This is a genomic window from Vibrio nitrifigilis (assembly GCF_015686695.1).
In the GTDB taxonomy this organism is placed as follows: Bacteria; Pseudomonadota; Gammaproteobacteria; order Enterobacterales; family Vibrionaceae; genus Vibrio; species Vibrio nitrifigilis.
Map to the genome: position 1 here is coordinate 1,770,209 of NZ_JADPMR010000004.1, position 18,190 is coordinate 1,788,398.

General features: G+C 43.0%; 12 protein-coding genes. 7 read left to right on the top strand and 5 right to left on the bottom strand.

Features of this window, described 5'->3' with window-relative positions; translation table 11 throughout:
* Positions 1-125: 125 nt before the first annotated feature.
* The 3 genes from I1A42_RS24150 to I1A42_RS24160 all read right to left on the bottom strand — a co-directional run bounded on the left by I1A42_RS24150 (position 126) and on the right by I1A42_RS24160 (position 2,155).
* Positions 126-455, bottom strand: coding sequence for a DUF2750 domain-containing protein (locus I1A42_RS24150; protein WP_230389906.1), 330 nt, complete (start codon positions 453-455; stop codon positions 126-128).
* A gap of 212 nt (positions 456-667) precedes the next feature.
* Positions 668-1,420 (bottom strand): DeoR/GlpR family DNA-binding transcription regulator, encoded by a 753-nt coding sequence (locus I1A42_RS24155; RefSeq protein ID WP_196125542.1) that lies wholly within the window; start codon positions 1,418-1,420, stop codon positions 668-670.
* A 9-nt stretch (positions 1,421-1,429) separates the two neighbouring features.
* A complete protein-coding gene (locus I1A42_RS24160) occupies positions 1,430-2,155 on the bottom strand; it encodes a glycerophosphoryl diester phosphodiesterase (RefSeq protein WP_196125544.1) in 726 nt (241 codons plus the stop codon).
* A 208-nt stretch (positions 2,156-2,363) separates the two neighbouring features.
* On the opposite strand from I1A42_RS24160, the gene ugpB reads away from it, so the two are divergent.
* From ugpB to I1A42_RS24195, 7 genes are all read left to right on the top strand, one after another.
* Positions 2,364-3,671, top strand: a complete 1,308-nt coding sequence (gene ugpB, locus I1A42_RS24165) for a sn-glycerol-3-phosphate ABC transporter substrate-binding protein UgpB (protein ID WP_196125547.1) — start codon at positions 2,364-2,366, stop codon at positions 3,669-3,671.
* Between the two features lie 71 nt (positions 3,672-3,742).
* Positions 3,743-4,624, top strand: a complete 882-nt coding sequence (gene ugpA, locus I1A42_RS24170; protein ID WP_161157531.1) for a sn-glycerol-3-phosphate ABC transporter permease UgpA — start codon at positions 3,743-3,745, stop codon at positions 4,622-4,624.
* A complete protein-coding gene (gene ugpE, locus I1A42_RS24175; protein ID WP_196125550.1) occupies positions 4,624-5,472 on the top strand; it encodes a sn-glycerol-3-phosphate ABC transporter permease UgpE in 849 nt (282 codons plus the stop codon). The genes ugpA and ugpE overlap by 1 nt, the downstream gene beginning before the upstream one ends.
* Positions 5,473-6,576 (top strand): sn-glycerol-3-phosphate import ATP-binding protein UgpC, encoded by a 1,104-nt coding sequence (locus I1A42_RS24180; protein WP_196125552.1) that lies wholly within the window; start codon positions 5,473-5,475, stop codon positions 6,574-6,576.
* Positions 6,569-7,372, top strand: coding sequence for an HAD-IIB family hydrolase (locus I1A42_RS24185; RefSeq protein ID WP_196125555.1), 804 nt, complete (start codon positions 6,569-6,571; stop codon positions 7,370-7,372). The genes I1A42_RS24180 and I1A42_RS24185 overlap by 8 nt, the downstream gene beginning before the upstream one ends.
* An 833-nt stretch (positions 7,373-8,205) precedes the next feature.
* Positions 8,206-9,387, top strand: coding sequence for a S1 family peptidase (locus I1A42_RS24190; RefSeq protein ID WP_196125556.1), 1,182 nt, complete (start codon positions 8,206-8,208; stop codon positions 9,385-9,387).
* Positions 9,388-9,752: 365 nt separating this feature from the next.
* Complete coding sequence (locus I1A42_RS24195) at positions 9,753-10,916, top strand: S1 family peptidase (RefSeq protein ID WP_196125560.1); 1,164 nt, start codon at positions 9,753-9,755, stop codon at positions 10,914-10,916.
* Between the two features lie 125 nt (positions 10,917-11,041).
* Here the strand turns inward: I1A42_RS24195 and pbpC are convergent, their stop codons facing one another.
* Positions 11,042-13,204 carry a penicillin-binding protein 1C gene (gene pbpC / locus I1A42_RS24200; RefSeq protein WP_196125562.1) on the bottom strand — a complete coding sequence of 721 codons (2,163 nt, stop codon included), beginning with the start codon at positions 13,202-13,204 and terminating at the stop codon, positions 11,042-11,044.
* Between the two features lie 88 nt (positions 13,205-13,292).
* Positions 13,293-18,086 (bottom strand): alpha-2-macroglobulin family protein, encoded by a 4,794-nt coding sequence (locus I1A42_RS24205; RefSeq protein ID WP_196125565.1) that lies wholly within the window; start codon positions 18,084-18,086, stop codon positions 13,293-13,295.
* Positions 18,087-18,190: the final 104 nt, after the last annotated feature.

Below are 18,190 nucleotides of genomic sequence, written 5' to 3' on the forward strand. Positions count from 1 at the left end.
CATCATATTGAGGGAGTCGTTTCTGTGGATAGTGAAAGGATTTTAATAAAAACCACAGCTTAGCAAGTTGTTAAGCTGTGGACCGTTAATGAATTATGGGGACTTTAAGATTGTTGGCAACGGTATTAACGACGTTTGGTTTCGCGTTTTTTTAGTTCAAATTCAAAATCTTCTGGATAGAGCACAATGCCTTCGCCTTGTTGATCAGGGAAGACAATAATAGACAATTCGTCGTCTTCTAGGCCGGGAGTCCAACGGCTTTTCCATTTTGCTGTTGAAATGGCTTCAGGAGTGAATCCTTCCCACTCATCGGTTGCCCATTGTTTGGCATGCTCTTCACTTGGCCACACGGGAACGCAGTCTTCATCGTCGGCGCTCAGCAATACACTGCCATGTTCGTCGATCAGTAACCAGATCTTTAGATCGCTTGCGACGGTTTTGAAAAACAGATTCATACGTTCAGTTGGATCTTTAGGTAGGTTATCTAGCGCGATATTTGCTGTCATTTGGGGCCTCAACATCACATCAGTGAATGATCATTATTTAGGGGTGCTATCTTATCAATAAAGCCTCTATTTGAATAAATAATTTCCGTAGTAAGTGAGTGAGAAATTATAATTTTATATATCGTGAATGGTAATATTCAAATCCCCAAGTAATCCCAAGGTTATGATTCGCCAGATTTAAAAATACGATGAAATGTACTTAACGCTGTCACTTTTGCATTGGTATGGCGTTGCCACTTTTCATTGCTCGCAACCAACCATTTTTGATGAGCATTATTGAGAATAGCTTGGCTTACAATCGCTTCTCGTGGTTCATGCTCCATTGCGAACTGTTCGGTTTGGTTGTTGGTTGGGTTAGTAATAGTGGTAATCGAGGCGCAGCCAATAATACCAATATCTGCATAAAATTGGCCGAAAAACTGGCTGATAGACTCGCCGACAATATCTTGATCTTTTGGGCGAATCATTCCACCGGGAACCCAAGTCTCAATATGGCTATATTGAGATAAAATGTGGGCGGCTTCGAAATTGTTAGTGACCACTCTTAGTTCAGTGTGATTGTAAAGTGTCTCAGCAATTAGGGCGATTGTGCTACCTATTCCCAAGAAAATGGTAGAGCCGTTGGGAATCAATGGTGTGACTTGCTGTGCAATCGCTAGCTTTTCTTCTCGATGAGTCTCTTGTCGTAATCGATAGCTTTGATTACTCAATGTGGCAGGTGCCCCCACACCGCCGTGATGGCGGCGAGCTAAGCCAAAATCGCATAAACTGTTAATATCTCTCCTAATTGTCTGTGGGGTGACATCGAATTGTTGCGCTAGATGTTCGATTGAGCAGTAATCACTTTGCTGAATTAATTGCACAATCTGTTTTTGACGGTGACTTAATGACGGTGCCGAGTTGTTATCTAACATCACCGCCCCCTAATCTTGTTTCGCTTCGAGAAAACTCTGTGGGGTGTCGGTAATCATCATATCAACGCCCCAATTCCAGTAACTTTTAACAAGGGTGGGAAAGTTTGGTGTGTAACAGTAAATCTCATAACCTTGCGCTTTTAGCCGACGTGCTTGTGGTTTAGTTAAAAAGCGATAATCACAATGCACACTGAAGGCATCGATTTCATGTAATGTCGCTTCTGCATCTTCGGGGATTTCTTGCCACAAATGGCCGCGACGGATCGTTGGTAGATGTCGTTTTATCTCGATTAAAGCGCGAGTATCAAAGCTAGAAAATAACAGCTGCTCTGGATTGAATTGTTTATCGATGATCAGTTGGGCGACTTTTTCACATAGTGTTGGTACATCATCACCAGGACTGGTTTTTAGCTCGATATTAATGGCAATAGAGTGGCTCTTGGTAAGAGATAATACGCTCTCCAAGGTTGGGATTTTTTCACCGCGAAATGTGTCGCTAAACCACAGCCCAGCATCGAGAGATTGCAGCTCAGCTAACGACATTTGCGTCACAATACCACTGCCATTAGTACAACGGTTAACGGTTTGGTCATGAATCACCACAGGGATACCGTCTGAAGAGAGCTGAGTATCTAATTCAATCCACGGAACTCCAAATTCAATCGCTTTGAGAAAGGCGCTCATGGTGTTTTCTGGCGCTTGGCTTGATAAGCCGCGATGTGCGGTTATTTTCATTTACTGCTCCATTATGTTCATTTCGATTTTTTAAGCAGCATTGCAGGTATTTGTGACTCTTATATGTCATTAAAGTGAAAATGTAAGATGTTCAAATTGATACATTTCTGTCATTGAAACGTCATCCCCGCCTCTTAGTGTAAATGGCATTCATCTTTTTCATGCGCTGGTTTTTACCACAACAAAGATAACCATAGGGAAACGGATAATGTCCATAAAACATCTGACAGGCTTAGCAGTTGTTGCTGCATTGTTGAGTGCTCAAGTACAAGCTAAAACGGAAATTGAATGGTGGCATGCCATGGGTGGGGCCTTGGGTAATAAGGTTGACCAAATTGCGGCAGACTTTAATGCAAGCCAATCACAATATGAAGTAAAGCCAGTGTATAAAGGCTCCTACTCAGAGACCATGACCAGTGCAATAACGGCTTTTCGTGCTCATAAACAGCCAGCGATTGTTCAGGTGTATGAAGTAGGCACGGCAACCATGATGGGCGCGAAAAAGGCCATTTATCCTGTGTACCAATTAATGCAAGATGCCCATGAAAAATTCAACCCTAACGCTTACTTAAGCGCTGTGACGGGTTACTACACAACGAACGATGGCAAGATGTTATCGATGCCATTTAATAGTTCTACGCCTGTGATGTATTACAACGAGGATATGTTTTCTAAAGCGGGGATTAAAACACCGCCTAAAACATGGCAAGAAATGGATGAGGTGGCGAAAAAACTTCAAGCATCTGGATCTAAATGCGCATTAACCACTACGTGGCAATCGTGGATTCAAATTGAGAACTTTGGCGCACGTAATAACTTACCATTAGCGACTAAAAACAATGGCTTTGGCGGGCTGGACACCCAATTTGAGTTCAATGCGAAACCGTTTGTGAAGCATATTGAGCGTTTAGGTCAGTGGAGCAAAGAAGGGCTGTTTAAATACGGTGGTCGTCAATCGGATGGTTTGCCGCTGTTTTATAAACAAGAGTGCGCCATTACCATGGCATCTTCAGCATCTCTTGCTGGTATTCGTGAAAACATGAAAGGAATTCACGTTGGTGTTGCTCAGCTGCCTTACGATGCGAGCATCATTCGCTCGCCGAAAAATACCATTATCGGTGGTGCCTCTCTTTGGGTGCTACGTGGTCAAAATGATGATGTGTATAAAGGCGTCGCTAAGTTCTTTACTTATCTTTCAAGTGCCAAAGTTCAGGCTGATTGGCACCAGTTCACCGGCTATTTACCTATCACGAAAGCAGCTTATCAGCTCACCAAAGATCAGGGATTCTATCAGAACAATCCTGGTACCGATGTTGCTGTTTTACAAATGAGCGCTGGCACACCAACGGCGAATTCGAAAGGCATTCGTTTTGGTAACTACTCACAAATTCGTTCGATCATCAATGAAGAATTAGAAGGTGTGTGGTCGGGTAAGCAGAGTGCTCAACAGGCATTGGATAATGCGGTTAAACGCGGTAATCAACAGCTACGTCGTTTTGAACGCACTCAACATTAATGGTGAATTTATCCGGTAGGTAAGTCGCCATTGGGTACTTGCCTACCTGTTTGTTTTTAAATGGAATTATGATGTCTGCATCTGTTTATTTTAAAAATCGCTGGCTGCCGCTATTGCTGATTGCTCCGCAACTTGCAATCACAATGGTGTTTTTTATTTGGCCAGCAGGGCAAGCGATCTTTCAATCGACTCAGCTACAAGATGCGTTTGGCATGGGCAGTGAGTTTGTTGGGTGGGAAAACTTTACCAATTTATTTCATGATCCCCATTACTTAGAGTCGATCACCACGACATTAATCTTCAGCCTTAGTGTGGCGGTATTGGCGCTGGTATGTGCTTTGATCCTCGCGATGTTTGCTGAACATGTGGTGCGAGGTGCTACGGCTTATCGTACTTTATTGATTTGGCCTTATGCCGTTGCTCCAGCGGTTGCTGGCGCATTATGGCTATTCATGTTCGATCCGACCATTGGTTTGGTGAGCGGTTTGCTGCAATCACTCGGTATGGATTGGAATCCAAAATTAAACGGCAGTGATGCGATGTGGATGGTCGTGATTACTGCAACATGGAAACAGATCAGCTACAACTTTCTGTTCTTTCTCGCTGCGCTGCAGTCTGTGCCAAAGTCTTTGCTCGAAGCGGCAGCGATTGACGGCAGTGGACCAGTAAAGCGCTTTTTCACCATTAGTTTCCCACTGATTTCTCCAACCAGTTTTTTCTTATTGGTGGTGAATTTCGTGTATGCCTTTTTCGATACTTTCGCCATCATCCATGGCATGACAAAAGGCGGGCCGAGTGATAGCACGTCTACGTTGGTTTACAAAGTTTATCGTGATGGTTTTATCGGATTAGACCTCGGTTCTTCCGCTGCGCAATCAGTGGTGTTGATGATTTTGGTGGCTTTATTAACCGTGGTGCAATTTAAATATGTTGAGAAAAAGGTGGCGTACTGATGGTAGAACAACGTCCTTGGTTTAATGTGTGTTGTCACCTTGTGTTAGTGCTTGGCATCGTGTTGGTGGCGTTGCCTGTTTGGGTTGCATTAATGGCAACCACGCATGCCAATGGTGATTTTGGTACTGGCGCTCCGTTATGGTTTGGTGATCTGGGGTTGAGTGTATTTAGAGATTTATTTACGAGTTCAACTCATATGAGTAGCAGTGCGGTGCCAGTGAGCCGCATGTTGTTGAACTCTTTTATCATGGCTATCTGTATCACTATTGGTAAGTTGGTAATTTCTATCATGTCGGCTTATGCGGTGGTGTTCTTCCGTTTCCCTTGCCGAATGTTGGCCTTTTGGGTGATTTTCTTCACGCTGATGTTGCCAGTTGAAGTACGCATTATGCCCACGTTCGAAGTGGTCAGCGATCTGCACATGCTGAATTCTTTTGCTGGGTTGACGATTCCTCTTATCGCCAGCGCGACCGCGACCTTCTTATTCCGGCAATTTTTTATGACCATACCTAATGAATTGATTGAGGCTGCACGTATTGATGGTGCGGGTCCAATCAAGTTCTTTTTCGATATTTTGCTACCACTCTCTCGCACGAATATCGCGGCACTGTTTGTGATCACCTTCATTTACGGCTGGAACCAATACTTGTGGCCACTTCTTATCACAACGGACACGCATTATTACACCATCGTATTGGGCATTAAGCAGATGCTGGATGTGAACGATGGGGTAGTGGAATGGAACAAAATAATGGCGACAACGATTATTGCCATGCTACCGCCAGTGCTGGTGGTGATTGCAATGCAAAAAGCGTTTGTTAAAGGTTTAGTGGATTCGGAGAAATAAATGTCTACTGTCACTCTTACAAATATTGCAAAACGTTACCCCAACGGATACCAAGCGATTTCACAGTTAGACCTTGATATCGAAGATGGCGAAATGGTGGTGTTAGTCGGGCCGAGTGGTTGTGGCAAATCAACCTTACTGCGCATGGTCGCTGGCCTTGAAGAAATCAGTGATGGTGTGCTCACAATTGATGGACGTCAGGTGAATAACGAAGAGCCAAGCCAACGGGATATCGCGATGGTATTTCAAAACTATGCGTTGTATCCGCATATGACGGTCTACAACAATATGGCTTATGGGCTTCGTAATCGTAAAACACCGAAGGCAGAGATTGATCGTTTGGTTAACGAAGCTGCCGAGATGCTTGAACTCAAATCGTTATTGGATCGTAAACCTAAGCAACTGTCCGGCGGACAGCGCCAACGAGTTGCGATGGGCAGGGCGATTGTTCGCCAACCTAAGGTGTTTTTGTTTGATGAGCCACTCTCTAACCTAGATGCCAAGTTGCGTGTGCAGATGAGGCTCGAAATCAAACGCTTGCAACGCCGACTTAATACGACCTCTATTTATGTCACTCACGATCAAGTAGAAGCGATGACGTTAGCCGACAAATTAGTGGTGTTAAATCAGGGGCATGTTGAGCAGATTGGATCTCCGATTGATATTTATCGTCATCCTGCGTCCATTTTTGTCGCTACCTTTATTGGTTCTCCTGCAATGAATATTTTGGAAGCTACATTACTCGATTACGGCGTAAGAATTGGACCTTGGTTACTACCTATTTTTCCGACCAAGCCAACTTGTTATGTGAAAATTGGCCTGCGACCAGAGCATCTAAAAGTCACACAAGATAATCCTGATTTTTATGTTGAAGTAGAAATGATGGAAGCCCTCGGTGCTGATTTGTTGCTCTATTGCAAAATGGAAGAGCTGAATTCTCAGCCGCTAGTTGTTCGCGTCGCTGGCAATTGTGATGTGGAATTGGGGCAACGTCTTGGTATCACCATCGATTTAGATTGCATTCATCTGTTTGATAGTGAAACAAAAAAGCGAGTGGAGTTTATTGTACGAGATGAACCAGTATTAGAGAGAATCAATGCCTAAATTATTGACAGACTGGTCGCCAAAAGCGGCAAAGAGAGTGACTTGGTTGTTTACTGATGTTGATGACACATTAACATGGCAAGGAAAACTACCAGCAGAAACGCTCGATGCAATGCAGCAGTTGAGTTTAGCCGGAATTAATGTGGTCCCCGTGACCGGAGCTTGTGCGGGGTGGTGTGATCAAATTGCTCGTTTATGGCCCGTTCATGGTGTTATCGGTGAGAACGGCGCCTTTTGGATCACTAAGCGTGAGCAGCAATTTCATCATCATTACAGTGTGCCTTTTTCTGAGATGCGCAAGCGACAACGGTATCTTTTAGAGCAAGTTAAGCAAGTTCTAGCATCCTATCCAGGTTTAACTCTGGCTAATGATCAGTCTTTTCGTTTTTGCGATGTGGCGGTTAATATTGCCCAAGATCGAACACCGCTTAGTGCTGAATTGATTGAAGAGTTACTCCTTCAGTTGCGTCATCTAACGGTATTTGGAGACCCTGTGCAAGCCACAGAAAGCTCGATTCATATAAACGTTTGGACTGGGAACCACTGCAAGCGCTCTTCGAGTCAATCCTATCTTAGTCAGGCGTTAAATGGAGAAGTTAATCAAGAGGAAGTCGCTTATGTTGGCGATTCTTGCAATGATGAACCGATGTTTTCTTGGATTAACAATAGCGTAGGCGTCAATAATATTACGCCATATCTGCCTAAACTAGCGTGTCCACCCCAATATATGACGAGACAAAATGGCGGCTACGGCTTTGCCGAATTGGCGCATTTTTTGTTGTCTGCGAAGGAGTGATTTATCTTTTAGCTAGTTCTCGTTGGTGACGCCCAAATATTACATCTTGAGGCCATTGAGATATCGGTAATAAAAGAGCATAAAATAGTGCGCAAAATGTCACCTTTATCACGAAATTGAAGAATAGATTTACCTATATTCAGCTCAGTGAGAAGGCATACCTAATCACTGAGTGTTCGGCATGGATGCTTTGGAAACCGAGGCGATAGCAATAAAGCCAGAGGTTAGGTGTTCAAAGGTGTCGGAGGTGGATATGAAAATACTTTTCATCTTATTAGCTGCACTCGCTTTTACGATTGCCAGTTACGCATAGTAAAAACGTGTTACCAACATAACAAGTTAGCCTGAGTAGCAAGTGATATTGCACTCAGGTTTTTTATTGCTCTATAACCAGTCACTTTTGAATTCTGCATCTTGAGGATATTGGGTATATCAAATTGCAAATTTTATAATTTAGTTCTGCTTCAATAATTATGTGTGAATGATTAATCCATTACAATTAATTGCGATATTAATTCAAATTACAAATTAAATATAAAACAAAGTGCATAAATATCTATTTTCTATAAAATATAGAATAATTTAAAAAATAATTAGGAAAACGTTCAGTTTTTTAAAACAGTGTAAGGTATTATTTTTGTTATATTTTTATCTAATATTATTTTTGTTGTGTGGTTTTAATTGTATTGTTATTTCATTTCTTGTGAAATTTTTAATTAGTCAATTATCTGTTATTTAGTGATATTCGTTTATTAATTAAAAACTTCTATATACATTGCACATTTAAATTGTGTCAGCATTTATTTGAACCGATTTAAACTAGTGGTATATAAATGAAATATAATATTTTTAATAAAGCAGTGAAAACATTTGGCATATTATTATGTGCCTGTACTATTTCTAATTCAGCAGTCGGCTCGATAGAAGTCGCATCTTCTGCTATTTCACCGGCCATTCTTAATGGTGTTGATACTGATTTATCGACAGTGCCTTATCAAGTTCGATTAACGATTCAGAAAAGCTCGGATTCTGGTTCTAAATATTATCTATGCGGTGGCTCTATTATTGACGATGGGGTTGTACTCACAGCGGCTCATTGTTTAGAGGATGAGGGAAGCTACGCAACGACCCGCATTTATATTTACTATCTCGATTATTCAGATTCTTCAAACCCTACTCAGCAGGTCGCTCAAGCAACCGTAGGCGAATTTGAAGTCAATCCTAATTGGACTGGTTCACTCAGCGGGTCTCATGATACTGCGGTTATCTATTTGAGTAGTGATGATTTTGCGAACGCAAAGAAAATTAAGGTGGCAGATAGCGATGAGATAGAGGCAATGTTTCGAGAATTTTCGAGTTCTTACGTTGCGAATCAGGATAACAGCACGAATGTTATGGCAAGCGGTTATGGCAAAGACGAAGATGGCGTTACTGGAACGTTGCAACGTGTATTATTAGCAGGAATTCCAACGGACACCTGTGATTCACTCTCTTCTGATAATGTCTCTGGTAATAATATTATCTGTGTTCAAAGCCCAACCACAGATACCAATTTTAGCATCTGTAGTGGTGATAGCGGTGGTCCTCTGGTGTGGCAAGACCCTGACCATGCTTCGGATGACGATTATGGTATTCGTCTTGTTGGGGTAGCTTCTTATGTCACAACGGATAGTGGCTCGTGTCGACTGAACGGACAGTATTATTATGGTGGTTATACCAGCATCAATTTCTTCAAATCTGAGATCAACAATGCGGTATATAACCTTAACGGTGGAACGAACTACGATATTAATTCGCTCAGTTTAAGTTACGCCTTTGATTCTAACCCGATGGCATTTACTAACGAAACCTTAGCTCAAGATAGTGATTCGTCTACTGAGTCGAGTAACACGTCTACCGATAGTAGCAATTCAGGCAGCGAAGCTACCTCAAGTGGTGGCGGTGGCAGTAACGGCTGGATCGTTTTACTTGTACTTGGAATGGTCACAATGATTAGACGTCGTTGTAATCACTAATCGACCTAAAGAGCGAATAAAACTTGCTCTAGGCTCTTTGATAAGGCTCTGAATCCTGAAGTCATTAGGAGATACATATAAAGTTAAGAAGTCATAAGGGCTTCTTAACTTTTTCTGAATAATAGTCACTATAGAGATGACAATCATGTAAGGATTCATTTGCTAGTGTTTAGTTTCTATTTTTAAATAATGTTACCGGTATTTAAATTGTAAATACTTATTAATGGGTATATTTAATTTTTTGTTTTTACACATGATTTTATTATTTTAGTGATATGCGCTTACTAATAAAATTGTCATATTGATACTATATTTATTTGTGTGAATATTATCTCGTTTATGATTCGTTATTTGGTAGGTAGTAAATGAAATTTCACATCAATAAAAGAAAGTTATTAACGCTTTTTACCACGATGAACTGTTTCATCATGGCATCCTTTTCTGCGTCTGCATCACTAGAGATTGCGTCTGCTAACTTGTCTCCAGCAATTCTTAATGGTGTGGATACTTCTTTATCTCTTGTGCCTTATCAAGTTCGGTTAACAATCACAAAAAATAACGGTTCACAGTCTAAATATTATCTTTGTGGTGGCTCGATTATTGACAATACCGTGGTACTGACAGCCGCGCACTGTTTGGAAGACGAAGGAACTTATAGCACAACCTCAGTCACGGTTTATTATTTAGACTATTCAGATTCGTCTAATCCGACCTTGCAAACGGCAACGGCTTCATCTTCACAGTTTTCAGTTAACTCGAATTGGACAGGGTCACTTGATGATTCCCATGATACCGCAGTCATTTATTTGAGCACCGCTGATTTTGCCAACGCGAAAAAAATCAAGGTAGCGGATAGCAGCAATATGACCAGTATGTATCAAGAATTTTCTAATACGTATGTTGCTAACCAAGACAATGAAACCAATGTGATGGCAAGTGGTTATGGTAAAGATGAGGACGGAGTGTCAGGCACGTTACAACGCGTGTTGCTGACGGGAATACCAACCAGTACGTGTTCATCACTGGCGTCTAACAATGTTTCTGGTAACGATATTGTCTGTGTGCAGAGTCCCACTACGAGCACTAACTACGGTATTTGTAGCGGTGATAGTGGTGGCCCACTGGTATGGCAAGACCCAGATCACGCTTCGGATGCCGATTATGGTATCCGTTTAGTGGGCATCGCTTCTTATGTCACAACGGATAGTGGTTCTTGTCGTCTTAATGGGCAGTATTATTATGGCGGTTATAGCAGTATTAATTACTTTGCCTCTGAGATAAATAGTGCGATCGATACGCTTATGAGCAGTAGCGGCTACGATATTACCTCTACCGGTTTAACTTACTCATTTACTTCTAACCCAATGGATTTTACTAACACATCCAGTGATGCTGATGACGATTCTGATACAGAAGAAGAGTCAAGCTCGGGCGGTGGTGGTGGCGGTAGCACCGGCATGATCCTCCTATTTGTGCTGGGGTTAGTTTGGGCTCTACGTCGTCGATGCCTTTTCCAAAATAGACTTTAAAGGTTGCATTAGATCGAGAAGGTATTCCATTTTAGGCTAACGTTAACTCCATCCTAAGTTGCAAATCAGTGAGTTCAGTTCCAATCAAAAAGAAAGCCCGAGCGGGCTTTCTTTTTACTCGAGGTTTAATACACCGTTACTTCAATCGATGCACAGGTATCATGACAAGCAGATATCTTATGTGTACCTTTCGTTATGGCATCCAATGAAAGCTGGTTTGATGTGATAGCTTGATCATCGATATACCAACTTACCGTATCTTCACTAGCGGTTAGGGGCAGTTGCTGTCCGGGATAAGAGAATATTTGGCTATGATTTGTCGGCGATAAAATAGCAATGTGGCGAGTTTTGGCAGGTTGTGACCTGTCTATAATGTCGCGTCCCGTCTTTTTAGACCAATTGACAAGAGATTGCGGCCATTGATGTAAGTGATCCCAGCCTGAATCCTGACGAAGTGTGGGAGGAGTGCGGTGATCGATTGTCCATACGTGCTGTTTCTGTTTACAGTCATTATCCTTAACCAAAGCACTATCGAGTCCACTTGGCCAACAAATGGTCTCTTGAGTGACGTGCTCTGGCTTTGGTAAGGCTTTATCTTCAGCAGGAAGCATATCAAAGATGTCGAACAGGAGAGGGCCGGCCTGATTTGCGCCTGTTTGCCCGACATAAGGCGCACCATCGGGGCGGCCAACCCAAACGCCTACGGTATACTGATAGCTAGTTCCAATTGCCCAAGCATCACGATAGCCATAACTTGTGCCTGTTTTCCATGCAATATGCCTTGAGTGCGCTGCTTTGACACGATCAGGCGGTGCAATTTTTTCCAATATTGAGTGAATAATCCAACTGCTTTGTGGAGACAATAAGGGGGGGCTGTGTTGAACATCATTTGCGGTAAAACGCGGTGATACCACCTTGCCTCCATTGGCAAGTGCGCTGTATAAACTGACCAGATCGATAAGTCGCGCGCCTTCGCCACCAAGAGCCATGGCAAGATTGGGTTTATCAACCAACAGTTTGATGTTTGCTTGTTTGAGGGCCTGCATAAAAGTGTCTGGCCCCAAGGCATTAAAGGTTTGCACTGCAGGGATATTTTGTGATTTTTGCAGTGCAGTATCAAGGCGCATTGCACCATTAAAGCGGCGATCAAAGTTTTGAGGGCGGTAACCATCAAAAGATCTTGGTACATCCGACATTAAACTGCCGGAAGTGACCAGACCCTTATCAATCGCCAGACCATAAATAAATGGTTTCAGTGTTGAACCGGGGGAGCGCCATGCTTTAGTCATATCAACATACCCAAAGCGTGCTGCGTCATTAAGGTCTGCAGATCCTTTGTAGGCTAGAACATGGCCAGTATGGCTATCCATGATGATGACTGAGGCGGAAAGTGGCGCAGACCAACGTCTGGTGTATTGGGAGAGTATGTTTTCAACATCATTTTGTAGAGTAAAGCGAATAAATGTATGAATATCGTGTTCGAGTGGCCAGTGTTGTTTGAGCTCGCGTGCCAGTAATGGCGCATGCAGTGGAACCGGGCGACGATAGGCAGTCATCGGTGTTTGCATGAGCAGAACGAGCATCTTAGGCGAAATACTGAGGCTTGGAGCAACACGTTCAAGCACTTTATTTCTGGCGCTAATCGCACGTTGTGGATAGCGATCGGGGCGATACACGGACGGTTTTTGCGGCAATGCGACCAGGGTGGCGGCTTCAGTGGGTGATAGTTCACTGGCGTGTTTGGCAAAATAACGTTGGCTGGCCGCTTCTACACCTTCAATATTTCCTCCCATCGGTGCGTAGGTAAGATAGAAATTAAGGATCTGTTCCTTACTGTAATGAGCTTCTAACTGTAAGGCTCTGAACATCTGTTCGATTTTGCCAAAATAAGTCCGCGGATGAGGATAAAACAGTCGCGCTACTTGCATCGTCAGCGTAGAACCGCCAGATATAATATGGCCGTAATAGAGTCGTTGAGCTGCGGCACGCACGAGGGCAAATGGGTTCACCCCAATATGATGGAAAAAGTACTTATCTTCATATTCTAATAAGCTATCAATATACCAATGAGAGACGTGCTCGTGGGTAATTGGAATACGATAAATTCCTTTTGAACTGGCAAACTGACGCAGCACATTGCCATCAGACGCATAGACAGTGACGGAATGGTCAGTGTGCTGAGTGAGATTGAGTGGAAAGAATACGTTGAGGACGCCCCATAGCATAGCGGCAGAGAGTATGCTCCCTACCGCTATTTGAGTAACGCGTTTAAACCACGTTGGGATCACGCGAGATGCCCTCGAGAAATATAACTGTCCCTAATCATTGGAGGTTTACAGTGATGAACATGATGCTTATTTTTTTCATCGGTAGTCCTCATGGCTTTTGGATCACTAAACTACTGTGGGTTTGTTGTGGCTGATACAAATAGGTTTCAGGTTGATACATATTTTCAGCATACATAGCAGGAACATGAGAAACCCCAGGAGTTTCTGCTCTCATCACATAGTAAAAGCGGTACGTATTGCGTTCTTCACTCCAGTCATTCCAATCTAACGTCGTGGCTAGCACGAAACGGTCATTACGGTATTCCACCATATCAGGTTTGGTTGGATTCTGTTTTACAACGCTTTTTAGCAGATCGTTAGCGTTAGTAAACGCAGGATTGTCCAATACAAAACCAGTCGGAAGATAATCGACAATCATGGCTTGGTGAACAGGCTCTTTCATGACCAGTTTCAGCTCAACGATTAATTGGTCACCAATTTTTAGTGGTGTTCCATCATAAGGTTGGCCGTCTTTGGTTAGAAATTGTCGCGTTGCTATGACTTCCATCGTTGAGTGAAGACTCTGTTTGTTAGCCCTACCTGACGTATTGATTTGTAGATAAATGGGTTTGTTATCTTGATTGGTAATGGTTGTGAACGGTTTTACCTGTATGGCTCCGGTTCCTTTTGCTGAGTGCTCTGTTGTCGTACCAGCATGACTGGTTGAAATAGTGACAGGGGCTTGTGCTTCCTGTTTTAGGTTCAACCCGGCTTTCACTAAACTGGACTGTTCCTGAGTACTTAAGTAAGAGCGCTTTTCAGCTTGGTGAATAACACTTTCAATAAGACGGTTTTTTAATGCGAGTAGCTCATTGCTGAGCTTCAATTCTTTGTTGAGTTCCAGTAATACATTAAGTGCATCCGCATCATCGCGCAGCTGAGAACCAAAGTCGTAATCATCCCAGAAGTAGCGGCGAGATGTGTTAGGTATTTGGGCGAACAGCTCATCAGCTTTTTGTCTATCGCCAGCCAGCAAGAAAGCCCCGCCCAAGTAGGCTGCTGATGCCGAGGTAGGCAAGCTTTCTTTATCCAACCGGCGGTACAAGCTGTAGAGATTCGAAATATCAGAACGTTTAGCACGCGCTAATACCCATGCTGCATAGTAGCTGGTGGTGGTGAGGTCTTTATTAGTTGGATAACTTTGAATGCGTTGGAGAGCTGGAGTCAACATCTCATCCGAGACCAAACCAGGGAAACGCTGGTTAACATTCAACATAAATTCGGTGACATATACCGTTACCCAAGGCCATTCTTCTCCGTATTTATCCCAGAGTGAAAACCCACCATTGCCTTTTTGCATGGTGTTAAGGCGCAGTAGTGCCTTTTCAATCATGGCACGATCTCTGATGCCATTTTCGACCTGTTGCTTTAGCGAGTTCAAACTTGTGTCTTTTAATAGCCAAGGAACGGCTTTGCTGGTGGTTTGTTCCGCACATCCATATGGGTAACGGAACAGACCATCGACATAGTTAAGGTAGCTAATTTGAGGTGAAGATGAAAAATACACCTGAGTTTGTGTGATATCTGATGTGTCGATATTACGCCATAAACTGTCATTAATGGTGACGGAGTGGTTATTTAACTCAGTGCCAATGGTCAGTGACGTGCTATTAGTCAAGATTGGTCTTGCTTCGCGAACGGGAATCGACCAACTTCGATTCTGAGTAACGGTTTTGCCAGATTTAGAAGAGGCGTTGACCGCGAGGTTGAGTTTTGCTGTACCTGTTGCGCCATGAATTTCGCCTATAGAAAATGGCACGGCTAAGGAACGTCGTTCTCCCGGTTTCAATGTCACGTTGAGTTGGTGAGCGCTAACTAAGTTAAGGTTCTCTGAAGCTGAAACTGTTGCGGTGACTGTTTGAGTGTCATCTGATGTGTTGAACACTTCCAACAGAGTTTGTGAGTTATCCCCCGGTGCTAAAAATCGTGGCACAGCCAATTCTGCAACGACAGGCGAAGCAATGATGACATCAGATTGAGCTTGTCCATATTGATTATGGTTAAACGCCATTGCCACAATTTGAGCTTGGCCGTTGTAATCAGGAACCTCAACATGGATGGTTGCTTGTCCTTGCGAATCAAACTGAACCAATTGCGACATAAAGGTGATGGTTTTACTTTCGACGCTTTGATCTGGGTTGCGGTTTGCGGCCAAAGCGGTATCACCACCGTAGCGGTGCGTTAAAAACGAATCTGGTCGCTGCTGGTAAATACGTGAATAGAGGTCGAGTATATCCGCAGAGTAGCGACGTTGACCAAAGAACCAGCGATGGATATTGGGGACTTTATATCGAGCGAGGTTTATGATCCCTCGATCAACCATAGATACAGTGACCCAAGTGGGTTCTTGGGTTGGCTTATCTAGCTGAACGACAATATCTGCCCCTGTCAGAGGAAGCAATTTCTCAGGGTGATTGATAGTGACGTGTAGACGCCGATCTTCTCGATCAAGCTGCAGTGGTTTGATAGCAAACAAACGGCGTGGCATCCCATTTTCATTGCCGACTAATGTTGCAGTGAGGTATAAGTCATGACGCTGCAAGCCAGTTAACGGCACGTGATATTGGTGTGAACCTTTCTGAATGGTAGCTTGATGGGTCCAAATCGTATTGTCTGCTTCTAATGCAAGGCTAAGCTGCCCAGCAACGTCAGAGTTGATAGTGACGGTAGCTTGTTCGTCATTTTTATACGCTTTTTTGTCTAGAGATACGGTCAATTGATCCGGTTTTACCGGACGCTGCCCCTGCTTTTCTTCGCTCCACCCAGCCCAAAAACGGTATTGTGTTGTGACGCCACTCGGTGCGGTTAACGTTAGGCGGTAATCTCCCCAATCAACATTAAAATCAATGCCTTGATATTTTCCATTCGTGATATTGAGTATATCTGAAGACACGGGTTGCCAATGGGAATCATGTCGTAGATCCCACCCAGAAGATTGATTGTAGATCCAATAATAACCGCCATGGTTACGTTCGAGCAGATACTGTACTTTACCTGCGATCATGCTTTGACCTTGACCATCGAGCAAGCCAATATCGAAATGGGCTTTTTCGTAGGAATCAAACTCCTTTTTGGCTGGACGTAATGCTGCGATCGATTTTCCATTCCACAACGTAAAGTGTTGATTGCGAATGACGCTGGCACCACCTGTCTCTTGCAAAGCAAAACTATAAGACGCAAGGACAGGAGATTTAAGCAACGATTGTTTAATGAGTGGCAAGTCAAAAGTTGAATGGCCTTGTTCGTCCAGTTCAATCGGATCCACTTCGGGTACATCATTCCAGCTTTGGATTTTGAACGTTGTACCTACGATAAAATCGTGATAATTCCCAGGGAAATGACGCTGAGGAATATAGGCTGGTGTGATGTTCAATTTATTGCCGTTAGCTGGAGCACCAAAAAGGTATTTACCTTCAACGGATACAGGTAACGTTTCTACACCTGTATGAATTTGTCCTTTAGGAAGAGTGACGTGAAGATCCATACGTTCAGGAACAAATTCGCTCACATCAAAGGCAAAGCGAGTCAGTGGTTTTTTCGCATCAGCTGTTGTTTTAATTTCTGCTATCCATTGCCCAAGAGGTGCGCCACTTGGGATGGCAAAATGATCTTGATAAAAGCCAGCATTATTATTGGTCGGCTCCATCCAGTGGGATAACGCGACTTTGCTATTGGGTTTATGGTATTCAACAAATAAACGTTGTTTCGGGAGCGACTGACCGTCTTTGTCTCGTAATACCACGTTCAGTGGCAGAGTTTCTCCGGGTTTAAATAAGTTACGATTAGAATAGGCAAACGCTTCTGTTGATTGATAGTCACGTCCAGTGACGGCAAAATCAGAAAGGTCTAATGGGATTTCTTTTAACGGTAATACACTGACTTGTTTGCCATTTTGTACATATAAGATATCACCATTATGTACTTTATAATCAAATGTTTTTTGTAACCCAGTCATGTCACCAAGAGTGACAGACTTATGTTGGCGATACACTTTAATTTGGCTTGTACCATCAAGCTTGGAATTTGAGAAAGAATTGAGTTGGATTGCTAAATGATCAGCAAACACTTTCGCTTGAATACCCATATCGGTGAGAAGAACTTGGCCGATCACGTAGTTGTCGTAACCAAAGTCTCCAGTTACTTTAATGGCTAAGATATACCATCCATCAGCCAGCTCTTTAGGCAGTTGAATCGCAGTAGATACATCTTGATTGACACTCGCTTTGGGTAAATCGTAACTGAGAGTCGTCACTGTACGATAGTTTTTGCGCAGATGCTGTAAATGCCAAGTGCTAATATTCTGATTGTAATAGAATTTATCTAGTATAGAGGGCAATTGCTCAACTTTTAGAACCTCTACCGATAGTTGTGTTGCATTCACCACACTAAGCGGCACGGTGCGACTGCCTTTTGAAGGAACGACAGGACCGCGTCCAATTAAGCGCACTTCTGGTGCACGTTCTGCAATAGTGACGGTGCGTTCATTAAGATCATCTGATTTTATGTTGGCATGCAATTTAACGCGATAAACCTGATTTACTTTTACATCGCGGTAGATGACGGCATTTTGTGCTTTGTTAAATACCCAGTCTCCTTTGAGTTTGGTTTCTTTGCCATTGTTTTTTTGTTCGTCTTCATCGGTATGAACACGATAAATATCGGCGACATTCGTCGATGTAATCGTGTTGTCGAATTGGATGATCAGCGCCGGTTTACCGCGATCCATGTAGTTGCCAATGTATGTGGCGTGGGGAGTGTGAGAGTTCGCATAAGCATTTGAAAACCCGACTAAATTTAAGACGAGCACAAGCCATAGCGACCAGAAAGCCTTACTCTGATACATAAAAACCTCTAACCAAATGACGATATTTATAATATTTCAACAGACCGTTGTGCTCTCAATTGTATTTATATTTGCATGTCACAATCTGTCTAAATTGAATCAAG

Coding starts and splice junctions, on each gene's coding strand:
- I1A42_RS24155 (WP_196125542.1), bottom strand. CDS start 1,420: ATGTTAGATAACAACTCGGCACCGTCATTAAGTCACCGTCAAAAACAG.
- I1A42_RS24150 (WP_230389906.1), bottom strand. CDS start 455: ATGAATCTGTTTTTCAAAACCGTCGCAAGCGATCTAAAGATCTGGTTA.
- I1A42_RS24195 (WP_196125560.1), top strand. CDS start 9,753: ATGAAATTTCACATCAATAAAAGAAAGTTATTAACGCTTTTTACCACG.
- I1A42_RS24185 (WP_196125555.1), top strand. CDS start 6,569: ATGCCTAAATTATTGACAGACTGGTCGCCAAAAGCGGCAAAGAGAGTG.
- ugpB (WP_196125547.1), top strand. CDS start 2,364: ATGTCCATAAAACATCTGACAGGCTTAGCAGTTGTTGCTGCATTGTTG.
- I1A42_RS24205 (WP_196125565.1), bottom strand. CDS start 18,086: ATGTATCAGAGTAAGGCTTTCTGGTCGCTATGGCTTGTGCTCGTCTTA.
- I1A42_RS24190 (WP_196125556.1), top strand. CDS start 8,206: ATGAAATATAATATTTTTAATAAAGCAGTGAAAACATTTGGCATATTA.
- ugpA (WP_161157531.1), top strand. CDS start 3,743: ATGTCTGCATCTGTTTATTTTAAAAATCGCTGGCTGCCGCTATTGCTG.
- I1A42_RS24160 (WP_196125544.1), bottom strand. CDS start 2,155: ATGAAAATAACCGCACATCGCGGCTTATCAAGCCAAGCGCCAGAAAAC.
- I1A42_RS24180 (WP_196125552.1), top strand. CDS start 5,473: ATGTCTACTGTCACTCTTACAAATATTGCAAAACGTTACCCCAACGGA.
- ugpE (WP_196125550.1), top strand. CDS start 4,624: ATGGTAGAACAACGTCCTTGGTTTAATGTGTGTTGTCACCTTGTGTTA.